The organism is Martinezella sp. CNPSo 3964 (genome assembly GCF_057784375.1).
In genome coordinates, this window is record NZ_JBXSOW010000003.1 from 28142 (window position 1) to 50823 (window position 22682).

Genomic DNA, 22682 nt, shown 5'->3' on the forward strand with positions numbered 1-22682 from the left:
CCACATGACCGGCGAAACGACCAATATCCACGCAACGGCGATCGTCATCGGCAAGACCGGGCTCCTGTTTCTCGGCCCCTCGGGCAGCGGCAAATCCACCCTTGCCTTCTCCTGCCTGGCAGCCGCCAAGCCGCTCGGACTGACGGCAAGCCTGGTCGCAGATGACCGGGTGCTGATTGCCGAACAGAACGGCTCCATTATTGCGAAATGCCCACCCTCGATCGCAGGGCTTATGGAAATCCGCTACACCGGGATCGTTCGTCTGCCTTATGTTTCACAGGGCGAAATGCACTTCGCCATCCACACTGCCGACCCCGCTACGGCAGAAAGGATGCCACCTGAAGGCGAGCAGATCGATATTACCGCATCCGTGCGGTTGCCATTGATCCGATTGGCTGCACCCTCTGCGAATCCGCTCGCCATAATAATGGCGAAAATCGGCGCGAGTTTGGATGAATCGGCCATTTAGGCCCGCACAGGCGCGCGTATCCTGTATTTTAAGCTTGCACTTCGTCTTTTCATCGCCAAGATGTCCCCCCACTGGTGGACGACATTGCTGCATTGCGATATGGGCCACCTGTTTGCGGATGCGATGGGAGCAGTAATATCATGATTGGACTTGTGCTTGTCACTCATGGCAAGCTGGCTGAAGAGTTTCGGCATGCTGTCGAGCATGTCGTTGGTCCGCAGAAGTTCATAGAAACGGTATGCATTGGTCCCGAAGACGACATGGACAAGCGGCGCCAGGATATCCTGCAGGCCGTTGCCGGTGCCGACGACGGGCACGGTGTCATCATCCTCACCGACATGTTCGGCGGCACTCCTTCCAATCTCGCAATCTCCGTCATGAATAGTGGCCACACCGAGGTCATCGCGGGCGTCAATCTGCCGATGCTGATCAAGCTCGCCGGCGTGCGCGGCGACAACAACATGGAAAGAGCCCTGGTGGAAGCTTCAGAGGCCGGGCGCAAATATATCAACGTGGCCAGCCGTGTGCTCAGTGGCAAATAACGAGGCAAACACCGCCCCCATGACCGAGCTCTCCCGGGAACTCCTGATTATCAACAAGCGAGGGCTGCACGCTCGCGCCTCCGCAAAGTTCGTGCAGACCGTCGAAGCCTACGACGCCGCGATCACAGTTTCGAAGGACGGCACGACGGTCGGCGGCACGTCGATCATGGGCCTGATGATGCTGGCGGCCAGCCCCGGCTGCAGCGTGCTTGTCACGGCAAGCGGCAATCAGGCCGTCGAAGCGCTCGAGGCGCTCGATCAGCTCGTCGCCAACAAGTTCGGCGAGGAGATGTAGGCTTTTTCCTACTATCGCCAGCTGGATATAAAGACATAAAGACCTCTTTATATCATCATTGATTTCCGCCCTGAAGCCTGCTACACGGCATCATCCTACACGCTATAGCGTGCAATTCTTGTTGCATTCGGCTGAGGCGTCTGCCCGCGGCGCGATTGCATCGTTCAGGCTGGAGACCTTCATGAGCACTGAAAAGGACTACATCGTCGCGGATATCGGCCTTGCCGACTTCGGCCGCAAGGAAATCACGATCGCCGAAACCGAGATGCCGGGCCTGATGGCTTGCCGCGCTGAATTCGGCGAAGCACAGCCGCTGAAGGGCGCCCGCATCACCGGCTCGCTGCACATGACCATCCAGACTGCCGTTCTTATCGAGACGCTGGTGGCGCTCGGTGCACAGGTACGCTGGGCATCGTGCAACATCTTCTCGACGCAGGATCATGCCGCTGCGGCAATCGCCGCCTCCGGCGTTCCGGTCTTCGCCATCAAGGGTGAGAGCCTCGAGGACTACTGGACCTACACGGACAAGATCTTCCAGTGGACCGATGGCGGCGTTTCCAACATGATCCTCGACGATGGCGGCGACGCCACGATGTACATCCTGCTCGGCGCCCGCGCCGAAGCCGGCGAGGACGTGCTCTCCAACCCGCATTCGGAAGAAGAGGAAATCCTCTTCGCGCAGATCAAGAAGCGTCTGCAGGCTTCGCCGGGCTGGTTCACGAAGCAGCGCGACGCCATCAAGGGCGTGACCGAAGAAACCACCACAGGCGTCAACCGCCTCTACCAGCTCAGCCAGAAGGGCCTGCTGCCCTTCCCGGCCATCAACGTCAATGACAGCGTCACCAAGTCGAAGTTCGACAACAAGTACGGCTGCAAGGAATCGCTGGTTGACGGTATCCGCCGCGCCACCGACGTCATGATGGCCGGCAAGGTTGCCGTCGTCTGCGGTTACGGCGACGTCGGCAAGGGTTCTGCCGCTTCGCTCTCCGGCGCCGGCGCCCGCGTCAAGGTCACGGAAGTCGACCCGATCTGCGCGCTGCAGGCTGCCATGGACGGTTACGAAGTCGTTCAGCTCGAGGACGTCGTTTCCTCGGCCGATATCTTCATCACCACGACCGGCAACAAGGACGTCATCCGCATCGACCACATGCGTGCGATGAAGGATATGGCGATCGTCGGCAACATCGGTCACTTCGACAATGAAATCCAGGTTGCCGCTCTGCGGAACCTGAAGTGGACGAACATCAAGCCGCAGGTCGACATGGTCGAGTTCGCCAAGGGCAACCGCATCATCCTGCTGTCGGAAGGCCGCCTCTTGAACCTCGGCAACGCCACCGGCCATCCGTCCTTCGTGATGTCGGCGTCCTTCACCAACCAGACGCTGGCCCAGATCGAGCTTTTCACCAAGCCCGGCCATTACAAGAACGAAGTCTACGTGCTGCCGAAGCATCTCGACGAGAAGGTCGCGCGTCTGCATCTTGCCAAGCTTGGCGTGAAGCTGACGGAGCTTTCCGAAGAGCAGGCTTCGTATATCGGCGTGACGCCGAAGGGTCCGTTCAAGTCCGACCACTACAGATACTGATTACTAAAACAGTATCCACAACATCTTGTGGCCCTGGCATTGACAAATGCCGGGGCTTATTTTTTAGCCAGCTCCCTTCCCGCAGATTCCCTTAGGCAGTATTGTTTTTACACTTGATTCGTGACGAACCAGGCATGCCTGGAGCCATGAAAATGGGATGTCTTGTCAGGATGCGGCACAGTAGAGCCGGATGATTTTAGGTCTGTTCGGCCTAAAATCTGAATCCGATCTACAATCAAATAAGTAGAGCATGATGTCATCCGAAAACCGCTTACACTTTTCGGCATCATGCTCTGAAAGACGGAGACAGACCTCTTATGTTTGAAGGGGAAGACAACCTGCATCAGTCAGCGTTGCGCCGAGCGGCGGCGCGGTTGCAGCAGGGCAGTGCATATCGGCTTTCGGCAGGAGCAAAGTGCGGCAAAGGCCGACTGGCCTCCTTTAGCCGCCTGCTGCGGTTCAGCGTTTTCGGCGGTCTGGTGACCGGCCTGGCAGGACCCGTTCTCGCACAGGGCAATGATGCCGCTCAGACGAGCATGCGCCTCTTCACCTCGTCGGAAATGGCCGTCTTCTCCGTCATCATCGGCGTGATTTCCGCCGCACTGCTGTCGACCATGTGGATGGTCCGCCAGCGCGGCAACATGGAGAATGAAAGCCGCGAGATCCGCACGGCGCTTTCCGACGCCAACCAGCGCATTTCACAATATCAGGCACTGATTGCCGACAAGAACCGCCGGATCGTCATCTGGGACGGCCAGAATGCACGGCCGGAGCTGCTCGGTCAGCTGCCGGTCGAGACCGGCGCGCCGCAGGACAATGAATTCCTCGCCTTCGGACGCTGGCTGAAATCATGGTCGGCCGGCGAACTCGACAAGGCGATCGACAAGCTGCGCGGCAGCGGCCAGAGTTTTGACATGGTGGTTGAAACCAACCGCGACGAAATTCTGGAAGCGCAGGGCCGGATTTCCGGCGGACGCGCCTTCGTCCGCTTCATCGCGCTCAACAATCTGCGCGCCGAACTCGCCGAACTGAAGATCGAGCGTGACCGGCTGATGACCTCGATTTCGGCTTTCCAGAATCTTCTCGATGCCATCGACCTGCCGGCCTGGCAGCGTGATGCGGAAGGCACGCTGACCTGGGTAAACCAGGCCTATAGCGAGGCGGTGGAAGCCGTCTCCTCCGAAGAAGCGCTCCGCGAAGGGCGGGAATTCCTGACGACCGTGACCCGCGAGCGCATTCGCGCTGCCGCCACGCCGGAATCGCCGTTCCACGATAAGATTTCGACCGTGGTGCACGGCAACCGCACCTTCTTCGATGTTGTCGACGTCCGAGCCCCCAACGGATCCGCCGGCATCGCCATCGACGTCTCCGAGGCGGAAGGCGTTCGGGCGGAGCTTGCGCGCACGCTGAAGAGCCATGCCGAAACGCTTGATCATCTTGCAACACCGGTTGCGATCTTCGACGGCGAGCGGCGGCTGCAATTCTACAATCAGGCTTTCGTCCAGCTCTGGGAACTCGACATCGCCTTTCTGGAAAAGCGGCCCGACAATAGCGAGCTTCTGGACAGGCTGCGCAGCGCCAAGAAGCTGCCCGAACAGTTGAGCTGGAAGACATGGAAGGACGGCGTCCTTTCGGTCTACCGCGCACTCGACACGCAGACGGATCTCTGGCACCTGCCCAATGGCCAGATCCTCCGGGTTTTCGCCACGGCGCATCCGCAGGGCGGCGCCACCTGGGTATTCGAGAACCTGACCGAGCAGGTCGATCTCGAAACGCGTTACAATACGCTGGTCAAGGTCCAGGGCGAAACCATCGACCATCTTTCCGAAGGCGTTGCCGTTTTCGGTCCGGATGGCCGCATCCGCCTGTCGAACCCGGCCTTCCGCATCCTCTGGAACATCACCGAAGCGCAGGCGAAGCCGGATACGCATATCCAGGCATTGGCCGAAGCCTGCGCTCCCTCCTATGACCGGCCAGATGGCTGGAAGCGCTTTGCCGAGCAAATCACCAGTTTCGACGACGAGCGGCCATCCTCGCAAGGGACGCTGGAGCTCTATTCCAATCTGGTGCTCGACTACGCCGTCATTCCGCTGCCGAACGCACAGACCATGCTGACCTTTGTCAACAAGACCGATAGCGTACGCGCCGAACGGGCATTGACGGAAAAGAACGACGCGCTGCTGAAGGCGGACGAGCTGAAGAACGATTTCGTCCAGCATGTCTCCTACGAACTGCGCTCGCCGCTGACCAACATCATCGGCTTCACCGATCTCCTGAAGACGCCAGGCATCGGCTCGCTGAACGATCGACAGGCCGAATATATCGACCATATCTCGACCTCGTCTTCGGTGCTTCTGACGCTGGTCAACGATATTCTCGACCTGGCGACGGTCGATGCCGGAATCATGCGGCTGAATTATTCCGAGATCTTGCTCTCCGACCTGCTCGATGAAGTGTCGATGCAAATCGCCGACCGGCTGCAGGAAAGCGGCGTAACGCTCGAAATCACCGTCCCCGCCCATCTTGGCTCCATCGTTGCCGATCAACAGCGGCTGAAACAGATCCTGCTCAAGCTTCTGACCAATGCCGCCAATTTCGCGCCCGAGGGATCGACGATTTTGCTGAAATGCGGACGCGAAGGTGCGGATTTCGTCTTCTCGGTCGTCGACAAGGGGCCAGGCATACCCGAGGATTTGATCAACACGGTTTTCAACCGCTTCGCCTCCGGCGGCAAGGGCGGCAAGCGCAGCGGCGCAGGCCTCGGCCTTTCCATCGTCGAAAGCTTCGTCAGCCTGCATGAGGGCGAGGTTTCGATCGAAAGCCAGCCTGGCAAGGGAACGACGGTCACCTGCCGAATCCCTTCGGCCGACCTGCCCCATTCCGTCGCAGCAGAATGACAGCCTCAGACAGCAGCATTTCCCTTTTCCTCGCAGATGACGCCGCCACGGCCGAGCTCGGCGGGGATCTGGCGCTGGCCTTAAAGGCTGGCGATTGTCTGGCACTGTCAGGCGATCTCGGCGCAGGCAAATCATCGCTGGCGCGCGCGCTGCTACGGGCCATGGCCGACGACGCCGAACTGGACGTACCGAGCCCGACCTTCACGCTCGTGCAATCCTACGAGCTGCGCATTCCCGTCTCGCATTTCGATCTCTATCGCCTCGGTGATCCCAGCGAACTGGCGGAGCTCGGCTTCGACGAGGCCCTGCAGACCGGCATCTGCCTCGTCGAATGGCCCGAAATGGCCGAAGGCGAGCTGCCGAAGGAACGCATCGACCTAAAGCTCACACATGAGGGTGACGGGCGGCGGGTTATGATCACGGCACCGGCCAAGCAGATGGCGCGCATCGAGCGCATGCTTGCTATCCGCGCCTTTCTCGATGCGCACGGCTATCGCGGCGCTGTCAGGCGATTCCTGACGGGCGATGCTTCGCTGCGGGCTTACGAATCCGTCTATCCGAAGGATGGAGGACGCCGCGTGATCCTGATGGATTGGCCGGGCTTGCCGGAAGGGCCGCCCGTGCTTGACGGCAAGCCCTATCCCAAGGTCGCGCATCTTGCCTGGGACACCTATCCCTTCGTGGCGATCGCCAATATCCTCAGAGAGAACGGTTTCGCCGCTCCGGAAATCCTTGCCGCCGATTACGACAAGGGTATCCTCCTGATCGAGGATCTCGGCACCGACGGCGTGCTCGACGCGGAGGGAAAGCCGATTGCCGAGCGCTATCGCGCCAGCGTCGCCTGCCTCGCACATCTGCACGGTCTTTCCATTCCTCATGACATTCCGGTCACGCCGGACCACGTCCATCACATTCCGGATTTCGACCGGACCGCGATGAAGATGGAGGCGCGGCTGCTTCTCGACTGGCATCTGCCGTGGAAGCGCGGCGCGCCGGCAAGTGACGAGGAACGCGCCAACTATCTGGCGATCTGGGACAAGCTTATCGATCAGCTCGAAGACGCGGAAAAGAACCTGCTGCTGCGCGACATGCATTCGCCGAATATCATCTGGCAAGCGCATCAACAGGGCATAAAGCGCGTCGGCATCATCGACTTTCAGGACGCAATGATCGGACCGACCTCCTATGATGTGGCCTCGCTGGTGCAGGACGCCCGGGTGACGATCGAGCGCGATCTGCATGACCAGATGATGTCAGACTATCTCGCACTGCGCCGTGCCCAGGGTGGCTTCGACGAGGCCAAGTTCCTGAAAAGCTGGGCGATCATGTCGGCGCAGCGCAATTGCAAGCTTGCCGGCCTCTGGGTGCGGCTGCTGCAACGCGACGGCAAGCCGGGATATTTGAAGCACATGCCGCGCACGCTCGCCTATCTCGCCATCGCCTTCGAACACGAAGCGCTCGCCCCCTTACGCGAATGGTGCGAGAAGGCCGGGATCGGCCGGGCATAACAGCCGCAGACCCCGCGACGGCTTTCCGGCCCTGTGCTATGAAAATCAGAGAGCGAATCGAAAGTTCGAGACGAAATGACCATCAAGCAAGCCATGGTATTGGCCGCGGGGCTTGGAACCCGCATGCGGCCGATCACCAACACCATACCGAAGCCGCTGGTGAAGATCGCCGGCAAGCCGATGATCGATTATGTGCTGGATGCGTTGGTGCAGGCAGGTGTCGAGCGGGCTGTCGTGAATGTCCATCACCATGCCGACCAGATGGAGGCGCATCTGCGCGGCTATCGCGGCCTTGAAATCCTGGTCTCCGACGAGCGCGATGCGCTGATGAACAATGGCGGCGGGCTGGCCAAGGGATTGAAGTTGCTTGACCGTGATCCCGTTTTCGTCATGAATTCGGATCTCTTCTGGATCGGTGAGAAAGAAGGTCAACCGACCAATCTAGAGCGCTTAGCCGGATTCTTCGACGTGGGCCGCATGGACTTCGGCATGCTCTGCGTCGATTTGGACAAGACGACGGGCCACAACGGCAAGAATGATTTCAGCATGGCTGAAGATGGCAGTCTCTCGCGTTACAGCGCCGGTACAGGCAACGGCGTGGTTTACGCCGGCACGCTGGTCATCAATCCTTCGTTTCTCGATGACGCACCCGGTGACGCTTTCAACATTAACACCTATTACGACAAGGCGATCGCGCGCGGCCGACTCTACGGCACCATGCTCGACGGCCACTGGCTGACGGTGGGAACACCGGAGGCTGTCGGCGAGGCTGAGGAAACGATCCGGAACTTCCGGGCGTTTGCGTGAGCCTATGGCGGGCGGACACCGGCAGCGCATCCTGACGATTCCGGCGGGCCTGCCCTTCCTGAAGACCCTTGCGACAGCGCTCTGCGATGGCCGGCTGACCGAGCATTTCCGCCACGATCCGGACGACCCGCTGTCGCTCGCAAAGGTCAGCATCTTCCTGCCGACGCGGCGTGCTGCCCGCGTGCTGCGCTCGGAATTCGTCGAGCTGCTTGGCGGCCGCTCCGCCATCCTCCCCGTCATTCGTCCGCTCGGCGAGACCGATGACGATAGCGGCTATTTCGAGGAAGCCCTGCCCGAAACGGCCGATCTGGCGCAGCCGCTTGCCAACACTGCCCGGCTCCTGGAACTGGCGCGATTGATCCTCGCTTGGCGCAACAAGCTGCCGCAGATCGTGCGCGACATTCACTCCGATTCGCCGCTGGTGGCGCCTGCAAGCCCGGCGGATGCCATCTGGCTCGCACGCAATCTCGCCGAACTCATCGATTCCCTTGAAACCGAGGATCGCGAGTGGAGCGAGCTTGCCAATCTCAGCGCTGAAGACCATGCGCTCTGGTGGCAGCTGACTGCGGAATTTCTGCGCATTGCCAGCGCCTTCTGGCCGGCGCGCCTCGAAGAGCTCGGCAAATCCTCGCCCGCCCGTAACCGCAACGCCGTCCTGCGCGCCGAAGTGCAGCGGATATCGACCATGCGGCATCCCGGCCCCGTCATCATTGCCGGCTCGACCGGTTCCGTGCCCGCAACGGCAGAGCTGATCGCCGCCGTTGCCGCCCTGCCGCAAGGCGTGATCGTGCTGCCCGGTCTCGATCTTGCTATGCCGGAGGAAGATTGGCAGCTCGTGGCGCCGGAAACCTCCATCGGAGAAAGAGCCGATCCGACCACGCGCAGCCATCCGCAATATGGTCTTTCGCTGCTCCTGAAGCGGCTGCGCGTCACGCGGCGCGATGTCGAGCCCATCGCGGATGCGGCTGAAGTCATGCAGATGCGGGCGCAGATCCTGTCGCGAGCGCTGGCGCCGGCCAAGGCGACGAGCGGCTGGGGAAGCTGGCGCAAGACGCTCGCTCCCGATGCGATAGCTGACGCATTCGCCGATGTAGCGCTGATCGAAGCGGCCAACGAGCGTGAGGAGGCAACCGCCATCGCCATCGCCCTGCGGCTGGCGCTGGAGAAGCCCGGCCGCAACGGTGGCGAAAGCCAAGCGGCCCTGATCACGCCCGACCGCAATCTCGCCCGGCGCGTGACTGCCGAGCTTGCCCGCTTCGGCATCACCGCCGACGATTCGGCCGGCACGCCGCTCAACGCCACGCCGCAAGGCACGCTGCTGCAATTGCTGCTGGAGGCGTCCCTTCGCCCCGGCGACCCAGTCGCCGTCGTGGCGCTGCTGAAACATCCCCTCGCGTTATTCGGTCTGTCTGCGGAAACCCACCGGCCGGGCGTCGATGCGCTGGAGATCCTGGCGCTCAGGGGCGGCGTCGCCAATGTCGATATTGGCGGGCTGGAAGCTCTGCTCGATGAGCGCGTCGCCGAGCAGGCCAATGACCGCCATGCGCCGCAGTGGCGCAAATCGCTGCTGCCTGAGGCAATCGAGCATGCACGCGCCCTGGCGCAGCGTGTGACCGCAGCATGCGAGCCGCTGGCATCGGCTCTTTCCCTGCCCGCGTCAGAGGGGCTGCTGACCCTTTCGGACTGGGCCGAGCGCACGGGCCGTGCGCTGGAAGCCGCAGCGGTCGACGAGCGCGGCAGCCTCGCGGGCCTCTGGTCGGGCGAGGCCGGGGATACGCTTGCCAGCCTGCTCCGGGATGTCATCGAGACCGACGGCCAGCTTGAAGCCGATGGCGTGCAGTGGATCGATATCATGGCGGCGCTCTGCGTGGGCCAGGCGGTGAAACCGCGGGCACTCAGCCATCCCCGCCTCTTCATCTTCGGCACGCTGGAGGCCCGCCTGCAGAGTGTCGATACGCTGATCCTCGGCGGGTTGAACGAGGGTTCCTGGCCGGGGCAAACGGCGAACAACCCCTTTATCTCCCGCAGCATGAAGACCGAAATCGGCCTGGAGCCGCCGGAGCGCCGCATCGGCCAGCTCGCGCATGACTTCGAAATGGCGAACGGCACGCGCGACCTGATTTATTCCCGCGCCCTGCGCCAGGGCTCGACGCCGACGGTCGCCTCGCGCTGGCTGCAGCGCCTGATCGCCCTCGGCGGTGAAGAACTGGAGGACGCCATGAAGCTCCGCGGCGACCAGTATCGCCATTGGGCCGCAATGATCGACGAGGGTGAAAACCAGGCGCCGGCGCTGCGCCCCGCCCCGAAGCCACCCGTGGAATTGCAGCCGAAGAGCTACTCCTTCAGCGAAGTGGGCCGGCTGCGGCGCGATCCCTATTCGATCTACGCCCGGCGCGTGCTGCGGCTCGATCCGGTCGATCCGTTCAACCGCGATCCCGGCCCGGCCGAGCGCGGCACACTCTACCACAAGATCATCGATCGCTTCGTTCGCGAAGGACATATTGCCGGCACGCCGGATGCGACCCTGGCCATGGATCGGATCATCGCGGAGCTCTTCGATGCGGAGCGGCTGCCCGTGCATATCGACAGCGTCTGGCGGCCGCGTTTCCGCGAAGTGGCCCGTGCCTTTCTTACCTGGGAAGCGGAACGGCGACCCGAGGTGCGCCAAACGGCAACCGAAGTACCGGCCGGCGTCGAGATCGAGCCGATCGGCATCCGCCTCACCGGCGTTGCCGACCGCATCGACATCAAGAGCGACAAGGGCGCCGACCTCATCGATTACAAGACCGGCTACAATCCTTCTCCACCGCAGGCGCGCGCGCTGCTCGACCCACAGCTGGCACTGGAGGCCTATGCGCTGAGGGCTGGCGCCTTCCGCAATATCGGCGCGCTGGTGCCGGAAAACCTGCTTTATGTGCGGTTGCGGCCCGGTGACCGCTTCAAGGTCGACCAGGTCAACAACGAACACTCCAGCCGCGGCGGCAAGACGGAAACGAAGTCGGCTATGGATCTCGCGCAGGAATCGATGGATCAACTCGTCAAGTTCGTCTCGCTGCTGCAATCGGGCGAGAAGGGCTTTTCCTCACGGCTGATCCCCGCCCAGCAGTTCGAATATGGCGGCGATTACGATCACCTCGCCCGCGTCTCGGAATGGTCGACGGCCGAAACCGAGCAGGAAGGCGGCGGCGATGAGTGATTTTCCTGCCGATGACATCGCTACCCTGCCGGAAAGCGACGATCCCGGCGTCTGGATCGGCTGGACGACCATCCAGCAATCGATCGCCTCCGACCCCGAACGCTCGGCCTGGGTCTCGGCCAATGCCGGCTCCGGCAAGACGCATGTGCTGACGCAGCGCGTCATCCGCCTGCTTCTGGCAGGCGCGCGGCCCTCGGCCATCCTTTGCCTCACCTATACCAAGGCGGCAGCATCCGAAATGTCGAACCGCGTCTTCGACCGGCTGGCGGCCTGGGCGACGATGCCGGACGAAGAGCTGAAGACGCGCATTGCCGATATCGAAGGCAGGGAGCCGGATCTCTTCAAGCTTGCCGAGGCCCGCCGGCTCTTTGCCAAGGCGCTGGAAACGCCGGGCGGGCTGAAGATCCAGACCATCCATGCCTTCTGTGAAGCCTTGCTGCATCAGTTCCCGCTCGAGGCCAACGTCGCCGGGCATTTCTCCGTTCTCGACGATCGAGCGGCCGAAGTCCTGCTCGACGATGCGCGCCGCGCACTGCTGACCTCGACCACGCCGCACGGCGATGCCGAGCTGGTGCGGGCCTTCGACTATGTGCTCGACCTCGGCGACGAATCCGGGCTCGAGACGCTGCTCGGCGATATCGTCGCCAATCGCAATGCCATCCGCCGCTTCACGGAGAGTGTTGACCGCAAGGGCAGCATCGAGGCCGCGTTGCTTGCTCGGCTTGGCCTTTCGCCCGGCGAGACGGAAACGAGCATTGCGGAGCAATACTGGCCGCTGCCGGGCCTCTCCGGCGCGACGCTGGAGCTTTACCTCAGACTCGCCGACGATAAGGGCGGCGCCAAGGCCCACGAAGTGGCTTACGCACTACGCCTTGCCAAGCGCGAGACAGATCCGATCGCGCGCGCCGAAATCCTCGAAAGAGCCGTGCTGACCGCCAAGGGCGAACCGAAGTCGGACAGCCAGTTCTTCGTCAAGGCGATGCTTGCGGATGCGCCGGCACTGGCCGATGCCGTGGCTGAGGCACGCGCCCATGTCGTTGCCTGCCGCGACCGGCTGAAGCTGATGCGGATGTACCGGGCCACACATGCCGCCCTCATCCTCGCCGATCGCCTGAACCGCGACTATGAGGAGCTGAAGAAGCGGCGCAGCCAGCTCGATTTCGAAGACCTCATCACCCGCACGGCCGATCTTTTGACCAAGAAGGATGTCGGACCGTGGATTCATTACAAGCTGGATCAGGGCATCGACCACATCCTCGTGGACGAGGCGCAGGATACCAGCCCGATCCAGTGGAGCGTCATCCAGTCGCTGGCGGAGGATTTCTTCTCCGGCGACAGCGCCCGGCCGACACTGCGCACGATCTTTGCCGTCGGCGACGAGAAGCAATCGATCTATTCGTTCCAGGGTGCGCGTCCAGAGCGTTTTTCCGAGGAGAGCGACCGCACCCGGCGGCGCGTGGCGGCGAGCGGCCAGCAATTCTCGTCGATCCGGCTGCCCCTCTCCTTTCGCTCGACGGCCGATGTGCTCGGCGCGGTCGACCATGTCTTCACCAGCCCGGACAATGCCCGGGGCCTCAGCGCCGTCAACGAACCCGTGGTGCATCGCTCCAGCCGTATCGGCCATCCAGGCGCCGTCGATCTCTGGGAGATGATCGCGCCGGAACCCGCCGCCAAGGAGGAGGACTGGACGGCACCCTTCGATTCGACGCCGGAAAGTGCGCCCGCCGCCATTCTGGCACGGCGGATGGCGCACATGATCGGCAATCTCGTTGGCCGGGAAAAAATCATCGAGAAGGGCAAGGCCCGTTTCATCGAGGCCGGCGACATTCTCGTGCTGGTGCGCAAGCGCGACAGCTTCGTCAACGCGCTGACCCGCGCCCTGAAGCGACGCGGCAACATTCCCGTCGCTGGCGCCGACCGTCTCGTGCTGACCAGCCATATCGCCATTCAGGATCTTCTGGCGCTCGGCCGCTTCCTGCTGCTGCCGGAGGACGATCTTTCGCTTTGTGCCCTGCTGAAGAGCCCCTTGTTCGACCTCAGCGAAGAGGATGTCTTTGCCGTTGCGGCCTATCGCGACGACGAGGAAAGTGTCTGGGGGCAACTGCAGACCTTTGCAAAGGATGGCCATGAGCGCTTCAGCCAGATGGTCGAACGCCTGAGAACCTTCCTTGCTATGTCGAAGAGCCTTCCGGTCCACGATTTCTATGCGCGCGTGCTCGGCAGCTTCGGCGGCAGACGGCAGTTTCTGGCGCGGCTCGGCACCGAGGTCAGCGATATCCTCGACGAATTCCTGACCTTCACGCTCGATCACGAGACGAGCGGCCTGCCCGGCCTGCAATCCTTCATCTCGACACTTGAGCTGGAAGCACCGACGGTCAAGCGCGAGCAGGACAAGGGCCGCAACGAAGTGCGGATCATGACAGTGCATGCCTCGAAGGGGCTGGAGGCACCGATCGTCTTCCTCGTCGATGGCGGCGGCAAGGCTTTCACCCACACGCATCTGCCGAAGATGCGGCTGATCGAAACCAGAGGAGATGAGATCCCGCTGCCGGTCTGGGTTCCGGTCTCGGCCCTTGCCAATTCGCTGACGCAAGCCGATACCGCGCGGCTGCAGTCGCTGGCGGAGGAGGAATATCGCCGCCTGCTCTACGTAGGGATGACGCGCGCCGCCGACCGGCTGATCATCTGCGGCTATCGCGGCATCCGCGAAAATGCCGATACCTGGCACGCCATGATTTCCGCCGCCCTGCGCGGGGACGAGGTGCATTGCACGCAGAAGACTTTCTCCGGACCCGACGGCGACTGGGAGGGGTTGAGCTGGCGGGTTGCCCAGGTTCAGCTCGAATTCGAGACCGCTAGGGAGCATGAAAAGCGTTCCGAGCGCGTTGGTCTGCCTGACAGTCTCCATCGGCCGCTGCCGCCGCAAAAAAGCTTGCCGCGGCCGCTCAGCCCATCCGGCGTCGGCACCGTCATCAACGAGGAAGCCGACGATCTGCTGGTGACTTCAGCGCTTTTCGGCGAGAAAGCCAAGTCCGATCGCGCCCTGCAAAAGGGCCGCTTCATCCACCGGATGCTGCAGACCTTGCCCGAGATCGCACCGGAGGAGCGGGCCGATGCCGCCCGACGCTATGCCGAGCGCGCCGCGCGCTTCTGGCCGCAGGCCGAACGGGATGCACTGATCAATTCCGTCATGGCGCTACTGTCGCATCCGGATCTGCAGGGCACGTTCAGCACCCGTGCACAGGCGGAAGTCTCGATCATGGGCACGCTGAAGCTCGGCAACCAGTCCTACGCCGTCTCCGGCCGTATCGATCGGCTGGCTGTGCTGGACGACCGTGTCGTCATTCTCGACTACAAGACGAATCGCGTGCCGCCTGGCGAGGAACGCACCATTCCCTTCGCCCACCGCGCCCAGCTGGCGATCTACCGTGAGATCCTTTCGCCGCTCTATCCGGGAAAACGCGTCGACTGCATGCTGGTCTATACCGAAAATGCCTCGATCCATACGCTGTCCGACCAGGCACTCGCATTGGCGCTTGCGGAGCTCAAGACAAAGTGAAATACCAAATATTGAAATTTGGGCACCGCACCATCACATATCTAGCAACCCGCAAATTCTGGTAAGGAGCAGCCTATGGCTACCGTTAAAGTCGATACCTCCAACTTCGCCACCGAAGTGCTGCAGTCTGCAGAGCCTGTCGTCGTTGATTTCTGGGCCGAATGGTGCGGTCCGTGCAAGATGATCGCCCCGGCTCTGGAAGAGCTCGCCGTGCAGTTCGAAGGCAAGGTCAAGGTCGCCAAGCTCAATATCGACGAAAACCCGGAACTGGCCGCCCAGTTCGGCGTTCGCTCGATCCCGACGCTTGCCATGTTCAAGGCCGGCGAAGTCGCTGACATCAAGGTCGGTGCCGCCCCCAAGACGGCCCTGCAGAACTGGATCTCCAGCGCAGCCTGATCGGTATCGATCGCATGAAACAAAAAAGCCCCGCTTCGGCGGGGCTTTTTTGTTGGTTGGAGAGCACGGTCATCCTCGCCCTTCAAGACTTCTCACCCCAGCAACCGTGTCGTGTTTGCGCTTGCCCCATGGGCCGCCCTGATCCTTCGACAAGCTCAGAATGAGGCGGAGCAAGTTGAGAGCCAGATAAGGGAGCAGCCCTCATGGTGAGGAGGCCCATAGGGCCGTCTCGAACCACGAGGGCGGGTGATGAGTAACCACCCTACCGGAATTACCGCGGCGGCGTGCCGTTGTCTGCAAGAACATCGCCGACGAGATAAAGCGAACCGCCGATCAGAATGCGTGGGGCCGGCACATTCGGCACCGCTTGAGCCTTGATCGCATCCAAAGCCTCAGCAACGCTGGACATCGGCTCGGCGATGAGGCCGGCATCATAGGCGGCATTCGCCAGAATGACCGGATCGGTCATGGCATCGCTGCCGCGGATCGGCACGCAATAGACCTTCTCTGCAAGACCGGCAAAGGCCTGGAAATATCCCACAGGGTCCTTGGTATTGATCATGCCGATGATCAGGAAGAGCGGCCGCGGCTGGCGCTCCTCGAAATTGGCCATGGCCTCGGCGATGACTTCGCCGGCGCCGGGATTATGACCGCCATCGACCCAGATCTCGGCGCGCTCGGGCGCATGCTGCATCAGCTCGCCTTCCGTCAGCCGCTGCAGGCGCCCCGGCCATTCGACCGAGGTCATCGCCTTTTCCATCATCGTTTCGGTGACGACGAAACCGGCGGCCTTGACCGCACGGATGGCGGCGGCGGCATTGCCATATTGGTGGCGACCCGGCAGGCGCGGCAGCGGCAGGTCGGCAAGACCAAACTCGTCCTGATAGACCAGCTTGCCATATTCCTCATGGGCCGAAAAATCCTGACCAAAGACGGCGGTCGGGCAACGGAGCCGCTCGGCCGTCGAGATCAGCACGTCAAGTGCTGCATCATATTCCTGATGGCCGATGACGACCGGATGGCCCGGCTTCATGATGCCGGCCTTTTCGGCCGCGATCAGTTCGACGCGATCGCCGAGATAGGGCTGATGATCGAGCGAAATCGGCATGATGACCGATGCGGCCGGATCGGAAAGGACGTTGGTGGCGTCGAAGCGACCACCAAGGCCGACCTCGATCACGGCAATATCGGCCGGATGCTCGGCAAAGAGAAGGAAGGTCGCGGCCGTCAAAATTTCAAAGACGGTGATCTTCTGTCCGTCATTGGCCTTGGCGATGCGCCTCAGCACATCGGCAAACACGGCATCGTCGACGAGCTTGCCGCGACCACCCTTGACGCCGATGCGATAGCGCTCATGCCAATTGACGAGGTGCGGCGAGGTGTGGACATGTACGCTGTAGCCGCCGGCTTCGAGCAGCGCGCGGCAGAAGGCCGTGACGGAGCCCTTGCCATTGGTGCCGGCGACATGGATCACCGGCGGCAATTTCTGATGAGGATTGCCGAGGACGTCGAGCAGCCGGGTTATTCTCTCCAGAGAAAGATCGAAGCCCTTGGGGTGCAACCCCATGAGCTTCTCGATCTCGCGTGCTGCCTCGCTCATTGCGGACTGGTCCATAGACGTCATCCCGCACCTCCGCCCATCGGCAATCTATAATGTCAGGCGCTCGCTGCCACCGGCAGTGCAGCGCCATTCTTGCTCTTGGCCGACACATCGTTTGCCGGCGCCTTGGTCAGGATCTTCAGAAGCGTCGCCAGGGTGTCCGGAATGTCGTGACGCTTGACGACCATGTCCACCATGCCGTGCTCCAGCAGATATTCCGAGGTCTGGAAGCCCTCGGGAAGCTTTTCGCGCAGCGTCTGCTCGATCACGCGTTTGCCGGCAAAGCCGATTTCAGCGCCGGGTTCGGCCAGATGAATGTCACCCAGCATGGCATAGGAGGCCGTGACGCCGCCTGTGGTCGGGTTGGTCAGAACCACGACGTAGGGCTGGCCTGCTTCCTTCAGCATGTCGACGGCAACGGTCGTGCGCGGCAGCTGCATCAGCGACAGGATACCTTCCTGCATGCGGGCGCCGCCCGAGGCCGGGAACATGACCAGCGGACATTTCTCGGCGATGGCACGCTCGAAGGCCTTCACGATGGCTTCGCCGGCGGCCATGCCGAGCGAGCCGCCGATGAAGTTGAACTCATGCACGACGGCGACGAGCTTCAACCCGCGAACCTTGCCGATGCCGGAAAGGATCGTGTCTTCCTGCTCGGTCTTGATGCGGCTGTCCTTGAGGCGATCGATGTATTTCTTCGAATCGCGAAATTTCAACGGATCCTGCGCGACCTTCGGCTGCGGCAAGGCTTCATATTCGCCGTTGTCGAAAAGATCGGCAAGGCGAGCCTTGGCCGGCATCTTCATATGGAAACCGGAAGCGGGGATGACCCACTTGTTGCCTTCCAGATCCTTGTGGAAGACCATCTCGCCCGTTTCCGGGCACTTGATCCAGAGATTCTCCGGAACCTCGCGACGGCCCAGCATGGAATTGATCCGCGGGCGGACGTAGTTCGTGATCCAGTTCAATTCGAAACTCCTAATCGACGAATGTATCGATAACCCAGTCGCCACCAAATGCCCATAGGCCTTTTCCTCAATCCGCAGAGGATTGATTGCTGGCCTATATGGGTAAACTATTCGGCGGCAACAAGGCGGGCGGAACGGGTGCCTGTCGACAGGCCGCGCACCAGGGTCGCAACCGCCTGGATGGTGTCCGGCGTCGCCTTGCCATCCTTGCTGAGGCTGGTCGCGATCTGGTTGACGATGGCAGTGCCGACGACAACGCCATCGGCCGCAGCGCCGATCAGCTTGGCATGCTCGGCCGTCTTGACGCCGAAACCGACGCAAACCGGCAGTTCGGTATGCTGCTTGATGCGCTTGACGGCGCCTGAAACCAGCGATGGATCCGGCAGCGCCGAACCGGTGATGCCGTTCATCGAGACGTAATAGACGAAACCCGTCGTGTTCTTCAAAACCGTCGGCAGGCGCTTGTCGTCGGTGGTCGGCGTTGCCAGGCGGATGAAGTTGATGCCCTTGCGGATGGCCGGAATGCAAAGCTCGTCGTCCATTTCCGGCGGCAGGTCGACGACAATGAGGCCGTCGATGCCGGCGGCGATCGCATCGTCCAGGAACTTTTCGACGCCGTAGATGTAGATCGGATTGTAATAGCCCATCATGACGATCGGCGTATCCGCATCGACTTTACGGAAATCGGCCGCGAGCTGCAGCGTCTTCTTCAGCGTCTGGCCGGCCTTCAGGGCGCGCTGGCCGGCAAGCTGGATCGCCGGGCCGTCGGCCATGGGATCGGAAAAGGGCATGCCGAGCTCGATGACGTCGGCGCCGGCTTCCGGTAGCGCCTTCATGATGCCGAGCGAGGTCTCGTAATCGGGATCGCCACCCATGAAATAGGTGACGAGTGCCGGGCGGCCTTCAGCCTTCAGAGCGGCGAAGCGTTTGTCCATACGTGCGGTCATGGCGTCTAACTCACATTCCCAGAATCTTGCCGACGGTGAAGATGTCCTTGTCACCACGGCCGGAGAGGTTCATCAGGATGATCTCGTCCTTGCCCATCTTCGGGGCGCGCTTGATCACCTCGGCGAGCGCATGGCTCGGCTCGAGCGCCGGAATGATGCCTTCGAGGCGCGTCAACGTCTGGAAGGCTTCCAGAGCCTCGTGGTCCATGATCGGAACATATTCGGCGCGGCCGATATCGTTCAGCCAGGAATGTTCCGGACCGATGCCGGGATAGTCGAGGCCGGCCGAAATGGAATGACCTTCCTTGATCTGGCCGTCGCCGTCCTGCAGCAGGTAGGTGCGATTGCCATGCAGCACGCCGGGCGAACCGGCAGTGATGGAGGCGCAATGCTCGTCACCTTGCAGACCCTTGCCGCCAGCTTCGACGCCGACGATCTTGACGCCCTCGTCATCGAGGAAGGGATGGAAGATGCCAATGGCGTTCGAGCCGCCGCCGACGGCCGCAACCACGAGATCCGGCAGGCGGCCTTCGGCCTCCAGGATCTGCGCGCGGGCTTCGGTGCCGATCACGGCCTGAAAATCGCGGACCATTTCCGGATAGGGATGCGGACCGGCAGCCGTGCCGATCAGGTAATAGGTGTCGTCGACATTGGTAACCCAGTCGCGCAGCGCTTCGTTCATGGCATCCTTCAGCGTGCCGCTGCCGGCCGTCACCGGGATGACCTCTGCGCCCAGCAGCTTCATGCGGAAGACGTTCGGCGCCTGGCGCTCGACATCGGTCGCACCCATGTAGACGACGCAGGGAAGGCCGAAGCGGGCGGCGACGGTCGCAGAGGCGACGCCATGCTGGCCGGCACCGGTTTCAGCGATGATGCGGGTCTTGCCCATGCGCTTGGCGAGCAGGATCTGGCCAATGCAATTGTTGATCTTGTGCGAGCCGGTGTGGTTCAGCTCTTCGCGCTTGAAATAGATCTTCGCGCCGCCAAGCTCGGCCGTGAGGCGCTCGGCGAAATAAAGCGGGCTCGGGCGGCCAATATAGTGCGTGCCGAGAGACTTCAGCTCCGCCTGGAAGGCCGGATCGTCCTTCGCCTTCGCCCATTCCTCCTGCAGGTCCAGGATCAGCGGCATGAGCGTTTCGGCAACGAAACGACCGCCGTAAATGCCGAAACGGCCATCCTCATCGGGGCCGGAGCGGAAGGAATTGGGTTTAGGCGTCTGGTTCACTTTCTACTCCCTGCTGCCGGTTCCGGCAGGCATGCTTCTGCAAAAGCGTCGAAAAACTGGTCGATCTTCCCGAGATCCTTCACACCGGGCGCACTTTCAAGCGCGGAGGAAAGATCGATGCCACTGGCCTTGGTGGATGCCAGCGCCTCGGCGACATTGTCCTTGTTGACGCCGCCCGACAGCATGTAATCCACGCTATCGTCGAGCCAGCTCATCAGGCTCCAATCGAAGGACACGCCGTTTCCGCCCGGCAGCACAGAACCGGCGGGCGGCTTGGCATCGAAGAGGAAGCGGTCGGCAATGCCGATATAGGATTCCACCCGCTTCAGGTCATCGGCCTCGCGCACCGACATGGCCTTCATGACGGGGACATTATAGACCGCTTTGATGGTGAGCACACGCTCCGGGCTTTCGTTGCCATGGAGCTGCAGCATATCCGGCTTCACCAGCGACATGATCTCATCGAGATCGTCATTGGTGGGATTGACCGTGACGGCAACGATCTTCGCCTTGCCGCGGGCGCGCTCGGCCAGCTCGCCGGCGAGATCCGGCTCGATATAGCGCGGGCTCTTTTCAAAGAAGATAAAGCCGATATGGGTGGCGCCGCGCTCAAGAGCACGATCCACCGCTTCCGGCGTCTTCAGACCACAAATTTTGACATCGGGGTTCATGGCAGCGGAGTGACACGAAATTTCGAAAGAGTCGAGCCTAAAGGCGACGATCGAGCGCGCTTTTTAGGCCTGTGACCCACTCAACGACCCTTTGAAACAACGGTTCGCTCTTTACTTCACGGCAATCACGACCTTGCCCTTGGCGCGGCCGGTCTCGACATAAGCCAGCGCCTCATTCGTGTTCTGGAACGGGAAGACCCGATCAACGACCGCTCTTATGGCTCCTGCCTCTATCAACGAGGTGATCTCGCCGAGTTGTCCGCCGTTCGCGGTCATGAAGAGGAACGAATAGCTGACGCCGTGGCGTTTTGACTTTCTCCGGATACCGGAGCTCAGCAGGGCCATGAGCTGCTGAAACAACCATCCCGAACCGTTCTGCCTGGCAAATGCAGTATCCGGCGGACCGGAGATCGAGATGAGCTTCCCACCCGGCTTCAGGACGCGAAGCGATTTCTCCAGCGTTTCCTTGCCTAGACTGTTCAGCACGACATCATATCCCTTTAGGGTGTTTTCGAAGTCGTCCTTCTTGTAGTCTACGACGACATCGGCTCCGAGACTTCTGACGAGATTGATATTGGCTGTGCTCGTCGTCGTCGCCACGTATGCCCCCATATGCTTGGCGAGCTGGATGGCAATTGCACCGACACCGCCGGAGCCGGCGTGGATAAGAACCTTCTGTCCCTTCTTCAATTTCGCTCGTTCGACAAGCGCCTGCCAGGCAGTCAACGCGACCAGCGGCAGTGACGCCGCCTCTTCCATCGTCAGATTCTTAGGCTTCATCGCCACGTCGGCCTCGTTCATTGCAATGAACTCCGCGAAGGTTCCGATACGATCCTGCGCCGGACGTGCATAGACTTCGTCACCTGGCTTGAAGCGACGAACCTTGGACCCGACCCGGACCACGACGCCGGCTACATCGTTGCCGAGAATGAGCGGGAGGCGATATGGCAGGATAAGCTTGAACTCACCGTCTCTGATCTTGGCGTCCAGCGGATTCACGCTTGTGGCATGAATCTGGACCAGGACATCATGTTCACGCAATTCCGGCTCGGGTACTTCGCCAAGTTGTAGAGTACCGCCTTTTGCATAGCGATCGATCAGGAATGCCTTCATGAGTCGTGACTTTCTTCCTTTGAAGTTGCAGTGGCGGAGGTCAAGCGGGAAGCCTGCTGAATTTGCGGAGGCTCTTGTCGACGAATGACTCCGGCAGGAACCGGCGCAGGAAGCGAACCTGTCTTGCCGCCTTGCCTGCAGTATAGCGCCTCTTGGGCGAAACAGCGTTGGCGGCTTTGACCACTATGTCGGCCACCACCTCCGGCGCGTCCCCCGTCTCGACAATCTCACGCATCAGCTTCTCGGCATCGGCGCGCGCTGCGTCGTACGGCGGGAGCGGTCGATCCGGCCGCGTGATATTCTCTTCGAAGGACGTACGGGTGACACCCGGTTCAATGAGAACGACGCGGATGCCCTGCGTGCGGACTTCGTGGTCAAGGGATTCGGAATAGCCTTCAATCGCATGCTTGGTCGATGCGTAGAGGGCATTGAAGGGAGCGGGAATCAGCCCGAGAATGGAGCTCATATTGATAATTCTGCCCTTCCGCTGCCGTCTCATCACAGGCAGGATTGCATTCGTCATGCGCAGGACTCCAAAGACATTCACATCGAAGAGAGCCTTTGCCTGCAATGGGGAGGACTCCTCCGCGCCGCCAAGCAATCCAATCCCTGCATTGTTGACGAGCAGATCGATCCGTCCAGCCTGGACCAGTATGTCATCGACTGCCGTCTGCACGGATTTTTCGTCGGTGACGTCGCAGACTAGCATCGTCACGCCGTCCGGTGCGGCAACCATCGGCTTCCGGCTGGTTCCAAACACCCTATATCCATCGCGCCGCAACGCCTGCGCAGTCGCCAGCCCAATACCGGAAGAGGCGCCCGTGACCAAGGCGACGCCGCGTTCTGTCTTGCTCATCGGTTTCAGCTTTCACTTTGGCATGGAACATCGATGAGCATTCTGTTACTA

Annotated in this window: 17 protein-coding genes; 10 read left to right on the top strand and 7 right to left on the bottom strand. The window is 61.5% G+C overall.

From position 1 onward, the window contains the following. Positions 1 to 4: 4 nt before the first annotated feature. The 10 genes from AC13Q5_RS10690 (at position 5) to trxA (ending at position 15251) form a co-directional block, all read left to right on the top strand. Positions 5 to 469 carry an HPr kinase/phosphorylase gene (locus AC13Q5_RS10690; protein WP_488501649.1) on the top strand — a complete coding sequence of 155 codons (465 nt, stop codon included), beginning with the start codon at positions 5 to 7 and terminating at the stop codon, positions 467 to 469. 140 nt (positions 470 to 609) lie between these two features. Beyond that, the gene (locus tag AC13Q5_RS10695) at positions 610 to 1011 is read left to right on the top strand and encodes a PTS sugar transporter subunit IIA (RefSeq protein ID WP_015338202.1); all 402 of its coding nucleotides are present in this window, start codon (positions 610 to 612) and stop codon (positions 1009 to 1011) included. A gap of 19 nt (positions 1012 to 1030) precedes the next feature. Beyond that, positions 1031 to 1306, top strand: a complete 276-nt coding sequence (locus AC13Q5_RS10700) for an HPr family phosphocarrier protein (RefSeq protein WP_075853316.1) — start codon at positions 1031 to 1033, stop codon at positions 1304 to 1306. A 181-nt stretch (positions 1307 to 1487) separates the two neighbouring features. After that, on the top strand, positions 1488 to 2888 hold the full coding sequence (gene ahcY, locus AC13Q5_RS10705; protein WP_174176447.1) for an adenosylhomocysteinase: 1401 nt from the start codon (positions 1488 to 1490) through the stop codon (positions 2886 to 2888). 317 nt (positions 2889 to 3205) lie between these two features. Beyond that, entirely contained in the window at positions 3206 to 5785 is a 2580-nt protein-coding gene (locus AC13Q5_RS10710) for a sensor histidine kinase (protein WP_488501650.1), read from the top strand. After that, positions 5782 to 7293: a tRNA (adenosine(37)-N6)-threonylcarbamoyltransferase complex ATPase subunit type 1 TsaE gene (tsaE, locus tag AC13Q5_RS10715; protein ID WP_488501651.1), complete on the top strand. Its 1512-nt coding sequence runs from the start codon at positions 5782 to 5784 to the stop codon at positions 7291 to 7293. Before AC13Q5_RS10710 ends, tsaE begins: the two co-directional genes overlap by 4 nt. A 75-nt stretch (positions 7294 to 7368) precedes the next feature. Beyond that, positions 7369 to 8100, top strand: coding sequence for a nucleotidyltransferase family protein (locus tag AC13Q5_RS10720; protein WP_488501652.1), 732 nt, complete (start codon positions 7369 to 7371; stop codon positions 8098 to 8100). A 4-nt stretch (positions 8101 to 8104) separates the two neighbouring features. Then, positions 8105 to 11296 (top strand): double-strand break repair protein AddB, encoded by a 3192-nt coding sequence (gene addB, locus AC13Q5_RS10725; RefSeq protein WP_488501653.1) that lies wholly within the window; start codon positions 8105 to 8107, stop codon positions 11294 to 11296. Continuing rightward, positions 11289 to 14855 (top strand): double-strand break repair helicase AddA, encoded by a 3567-nt coding sequence (gene addA / locus AC13Q5_RS10730; protein WP_488501654.1) that lies wholly within the window; start codon positions 11289 to 11291, stop codon positions 14853 to 14855. The genes addB and addA overlap by 8 nt, the downstream gene beginning before the upstream one ends. A 75-nt stretch (positions 14856 to 14930) precedes the next feature. Further along, on the top strand, positions 14931 to 15251 hold the full coding sequence (gene trxA, locus AC13Q5_RS10735) for a thioredoxin (RefSeq protein WP_015338194.1): 321 nt from the start codon (positions 14931 to 14933) through the stop codon (positions 15249 to 15251). A gap of 271 nt (positions 15252 to 15522) precedes the next feature. Here the strand turns inward: trxA and AC13Q5_RS10740 are convergent, their stop codons facing one another. The 7 genes from AC13Q5_RS10740 to AC13Q5_RS10770 form a co-directional block, all read right to left on the bottom strand. Next, positions 15523 to 16851 carry a bifunctional folylpolyglutamate synthase/dihydrofolate synthase gene (locus AC13Q5_RS10740; RefSeq protein ID WP_457881587.1) on the bottom strand — a complete coding sequence of 443 codons (1329 nt, stop codon included), beginning with the start codon at positions 16849 to 16851 and terminating at the stop codon, positions 15523 to 15525. Positions 16852 to 16907: 56 nt separating this feature from the next. Next, positions 16908 to 17819 (bottom strand): acetyl-CoA carboxylase, carboxyltransferase subunit beta, encoded by a 912-nt coding sequence (accD, locus tag AC13Q5_RS10745; RefSeq protein WP_075853324.1) that lies wholly within the window; start codon positions 17817 to 17819, stop codon positions 16908 to 16910. Between the two features lie 107 nt (positions 17820 to 17926). Continuing rightward, a complete protein-coding gene (trpA, locus tag AC13Q5_RS10750; RefSeq protein WP_075853325.1) occupies positions 17927 to 18766 on the bottom strand; it encodes a tryptophan synthase subunit alpha in 840 nt (279 codons plus the stop codon). A gap of 10 nt (positions 18767 to 18776) precedes the next feature. After that, a complete protein-coding gene (gene trpB / locus AC13Q5_RS10755; protein WP_075853326.1) occupies positions 18777 to 19991 on the bottom strand; it encodes a tryptophan synthase subunit beta in 1215 nt (404 codons plus the stop codon). Beyond that, on the bottom strand, positions 19988 to 20662 hold the full coding sequence (locus AC13Q5_RS10760) for a phosphoribosylanthranilate isomerase (RefSeq protein WP_488501655.1): 675 nt from the start codon (positions 20660 to 20662) through the stop codon (positions 19988 to 19990). Before AC13Q5_RS10760 ends, trpB begins: the two co-directional genes overlap by 4 nt. 111 nt (positions 20663 to 20773) lie before the next feature. Continuing rightward, a complete protein-coding gene (locus tag AC13Q5_RS10765; protein ID WP_488501656.1) occupies positions 20774 to 21775 on the bottom strand; it encodes an NADP-dependent oxidoreductase in 1002 nt (333 codons plus the stop codon). Positions 21776 to 21815: 40 nt separating this feature from the next. Beyond that, positions 21816 to 22631 (bottom strand): oxidoreductase, encoded by an 816-nt coding sequence (locus tag AC13Q5_RS10770; protein WP_075853329.1) that lies wholly within the window; start codon positions 22629 to 22631, stop codon positions 21816 to 21818. Between the last annotated feature and the right edge of the window lie 51 nt (positions 22632 to 22682).

What these genes read in the sequence shown, in the direction of transcription:
- AC13Q5_RS10690 (WP_488501649.1), top strand. Translation starts at nt 5, where the DNA reads ATGACCGGCGAAACGACCAATATCCACGCAACGGCGATCGTCATCGGC.
- AC13Q5_RS10695 (WP_015338202.1), top strand. Translation starts at nt 610, where the DNA reads ATGATTGGACTTGTGCTTGTCACTCATGGCAAGCTGGCTGAAGAGTTT.
- AC13Q5_RS10700 (WP_075853316.1), top strand. Translation starts at nt 1,031, where the DNA reads ATGACCGAGCTCTCCCGGGAACTCCTGATTATCAACAAGCGAGGGCTG.
- ahcY (WP_174176447.1), top strand. Translation starts at nt 1,488, where the DNA reads ATGAGCACTGAAAAGGACTACATCGTCGCGGATATCGGCCTTGCCGAC.
- AC13Q5_RS10710 (WP_488501650.1), top strand. Translation starts at nt 3,206, where the DNA reads ATGTTTGAAGGGGAAGACAACCTGCATCAGTCAGCGTTGCGCCGAGCG.
- tsaE (WP_488501651.1), top strand. Translation starts at nt 5,782, where the DNA reads ATGACAGCCTCAGACAGCAGCATTTCCCTTTTCCTCGCAGATGACGCC.
- AC13Q5_RS10720 (WP_488501652.1), top strand. Translation starts at nt 7,369, where the DNA reads ATGACCATCAAGCAAGCCATGGTATTGGCCGCGGGGCTTGGAACCCGC.
- addB (WP_488501653.1), top strand. Translation starts at nt 8,105, where the DNA reads ATGGCGGGCGGACACCGGCAGCGCATCCTGACGATTCCGGCGGGCCTG.
- addA (WP_488501654.1), top strand. Translation starts at nt 11,289, where the DNA reads ATGAGTGATTTTCCTGCCGATGACATCGCTACCCTGCCGGAAAGCGAC.
- trxA (WP_015338194.1), top strand. Translation starts at nt 14,931, where the DNA reads ATGGCTACCGTTAAAGTCGATACCTCCAACTTCGCCACCGAAGTGCTG.
- AC13Q5_RS10740 (WP_457881587.1), bottom strand. Translation starts at nt 16,851, where the DNA reads ATGAGCGAGGCAGCACGCGAGATCGAGAAGCTCATGGGGTTGCACCCC.
- trpA (WP_075853325.1), bottom strand. Translation starts at nt 18,766, where the DNA reads ATGACCGCACGTATGGACAAACGCTTCGCCGCTCTGAAGGCTGAAGGC.
- AC13Q5_RS10760 (WP_488501655.1), bottom strand. Translation starts at nt 20,662, where the DNA reads ATGAACCCCGATGTCAAAATTTGTGGTCTGAAGACGCCGGAAGCGGTG.
- AC13Q5_RS10765 (WP_488501656.1), bottom strand. Translation starts at nt 21,775, where the DNA reads ATGAAGGCATTCCTGATCGATCGCTATGCAAAAGGCGGTACTCTACAA.
- AC13Q5_RS10770 (WP_075853329.1), bottom strand. Translation starts at nt 22,631, where the DNA reads ATGAGCAAGACAGAACGCGGCGTCGCCTTGGTCACGGGCGCCTCTTCC.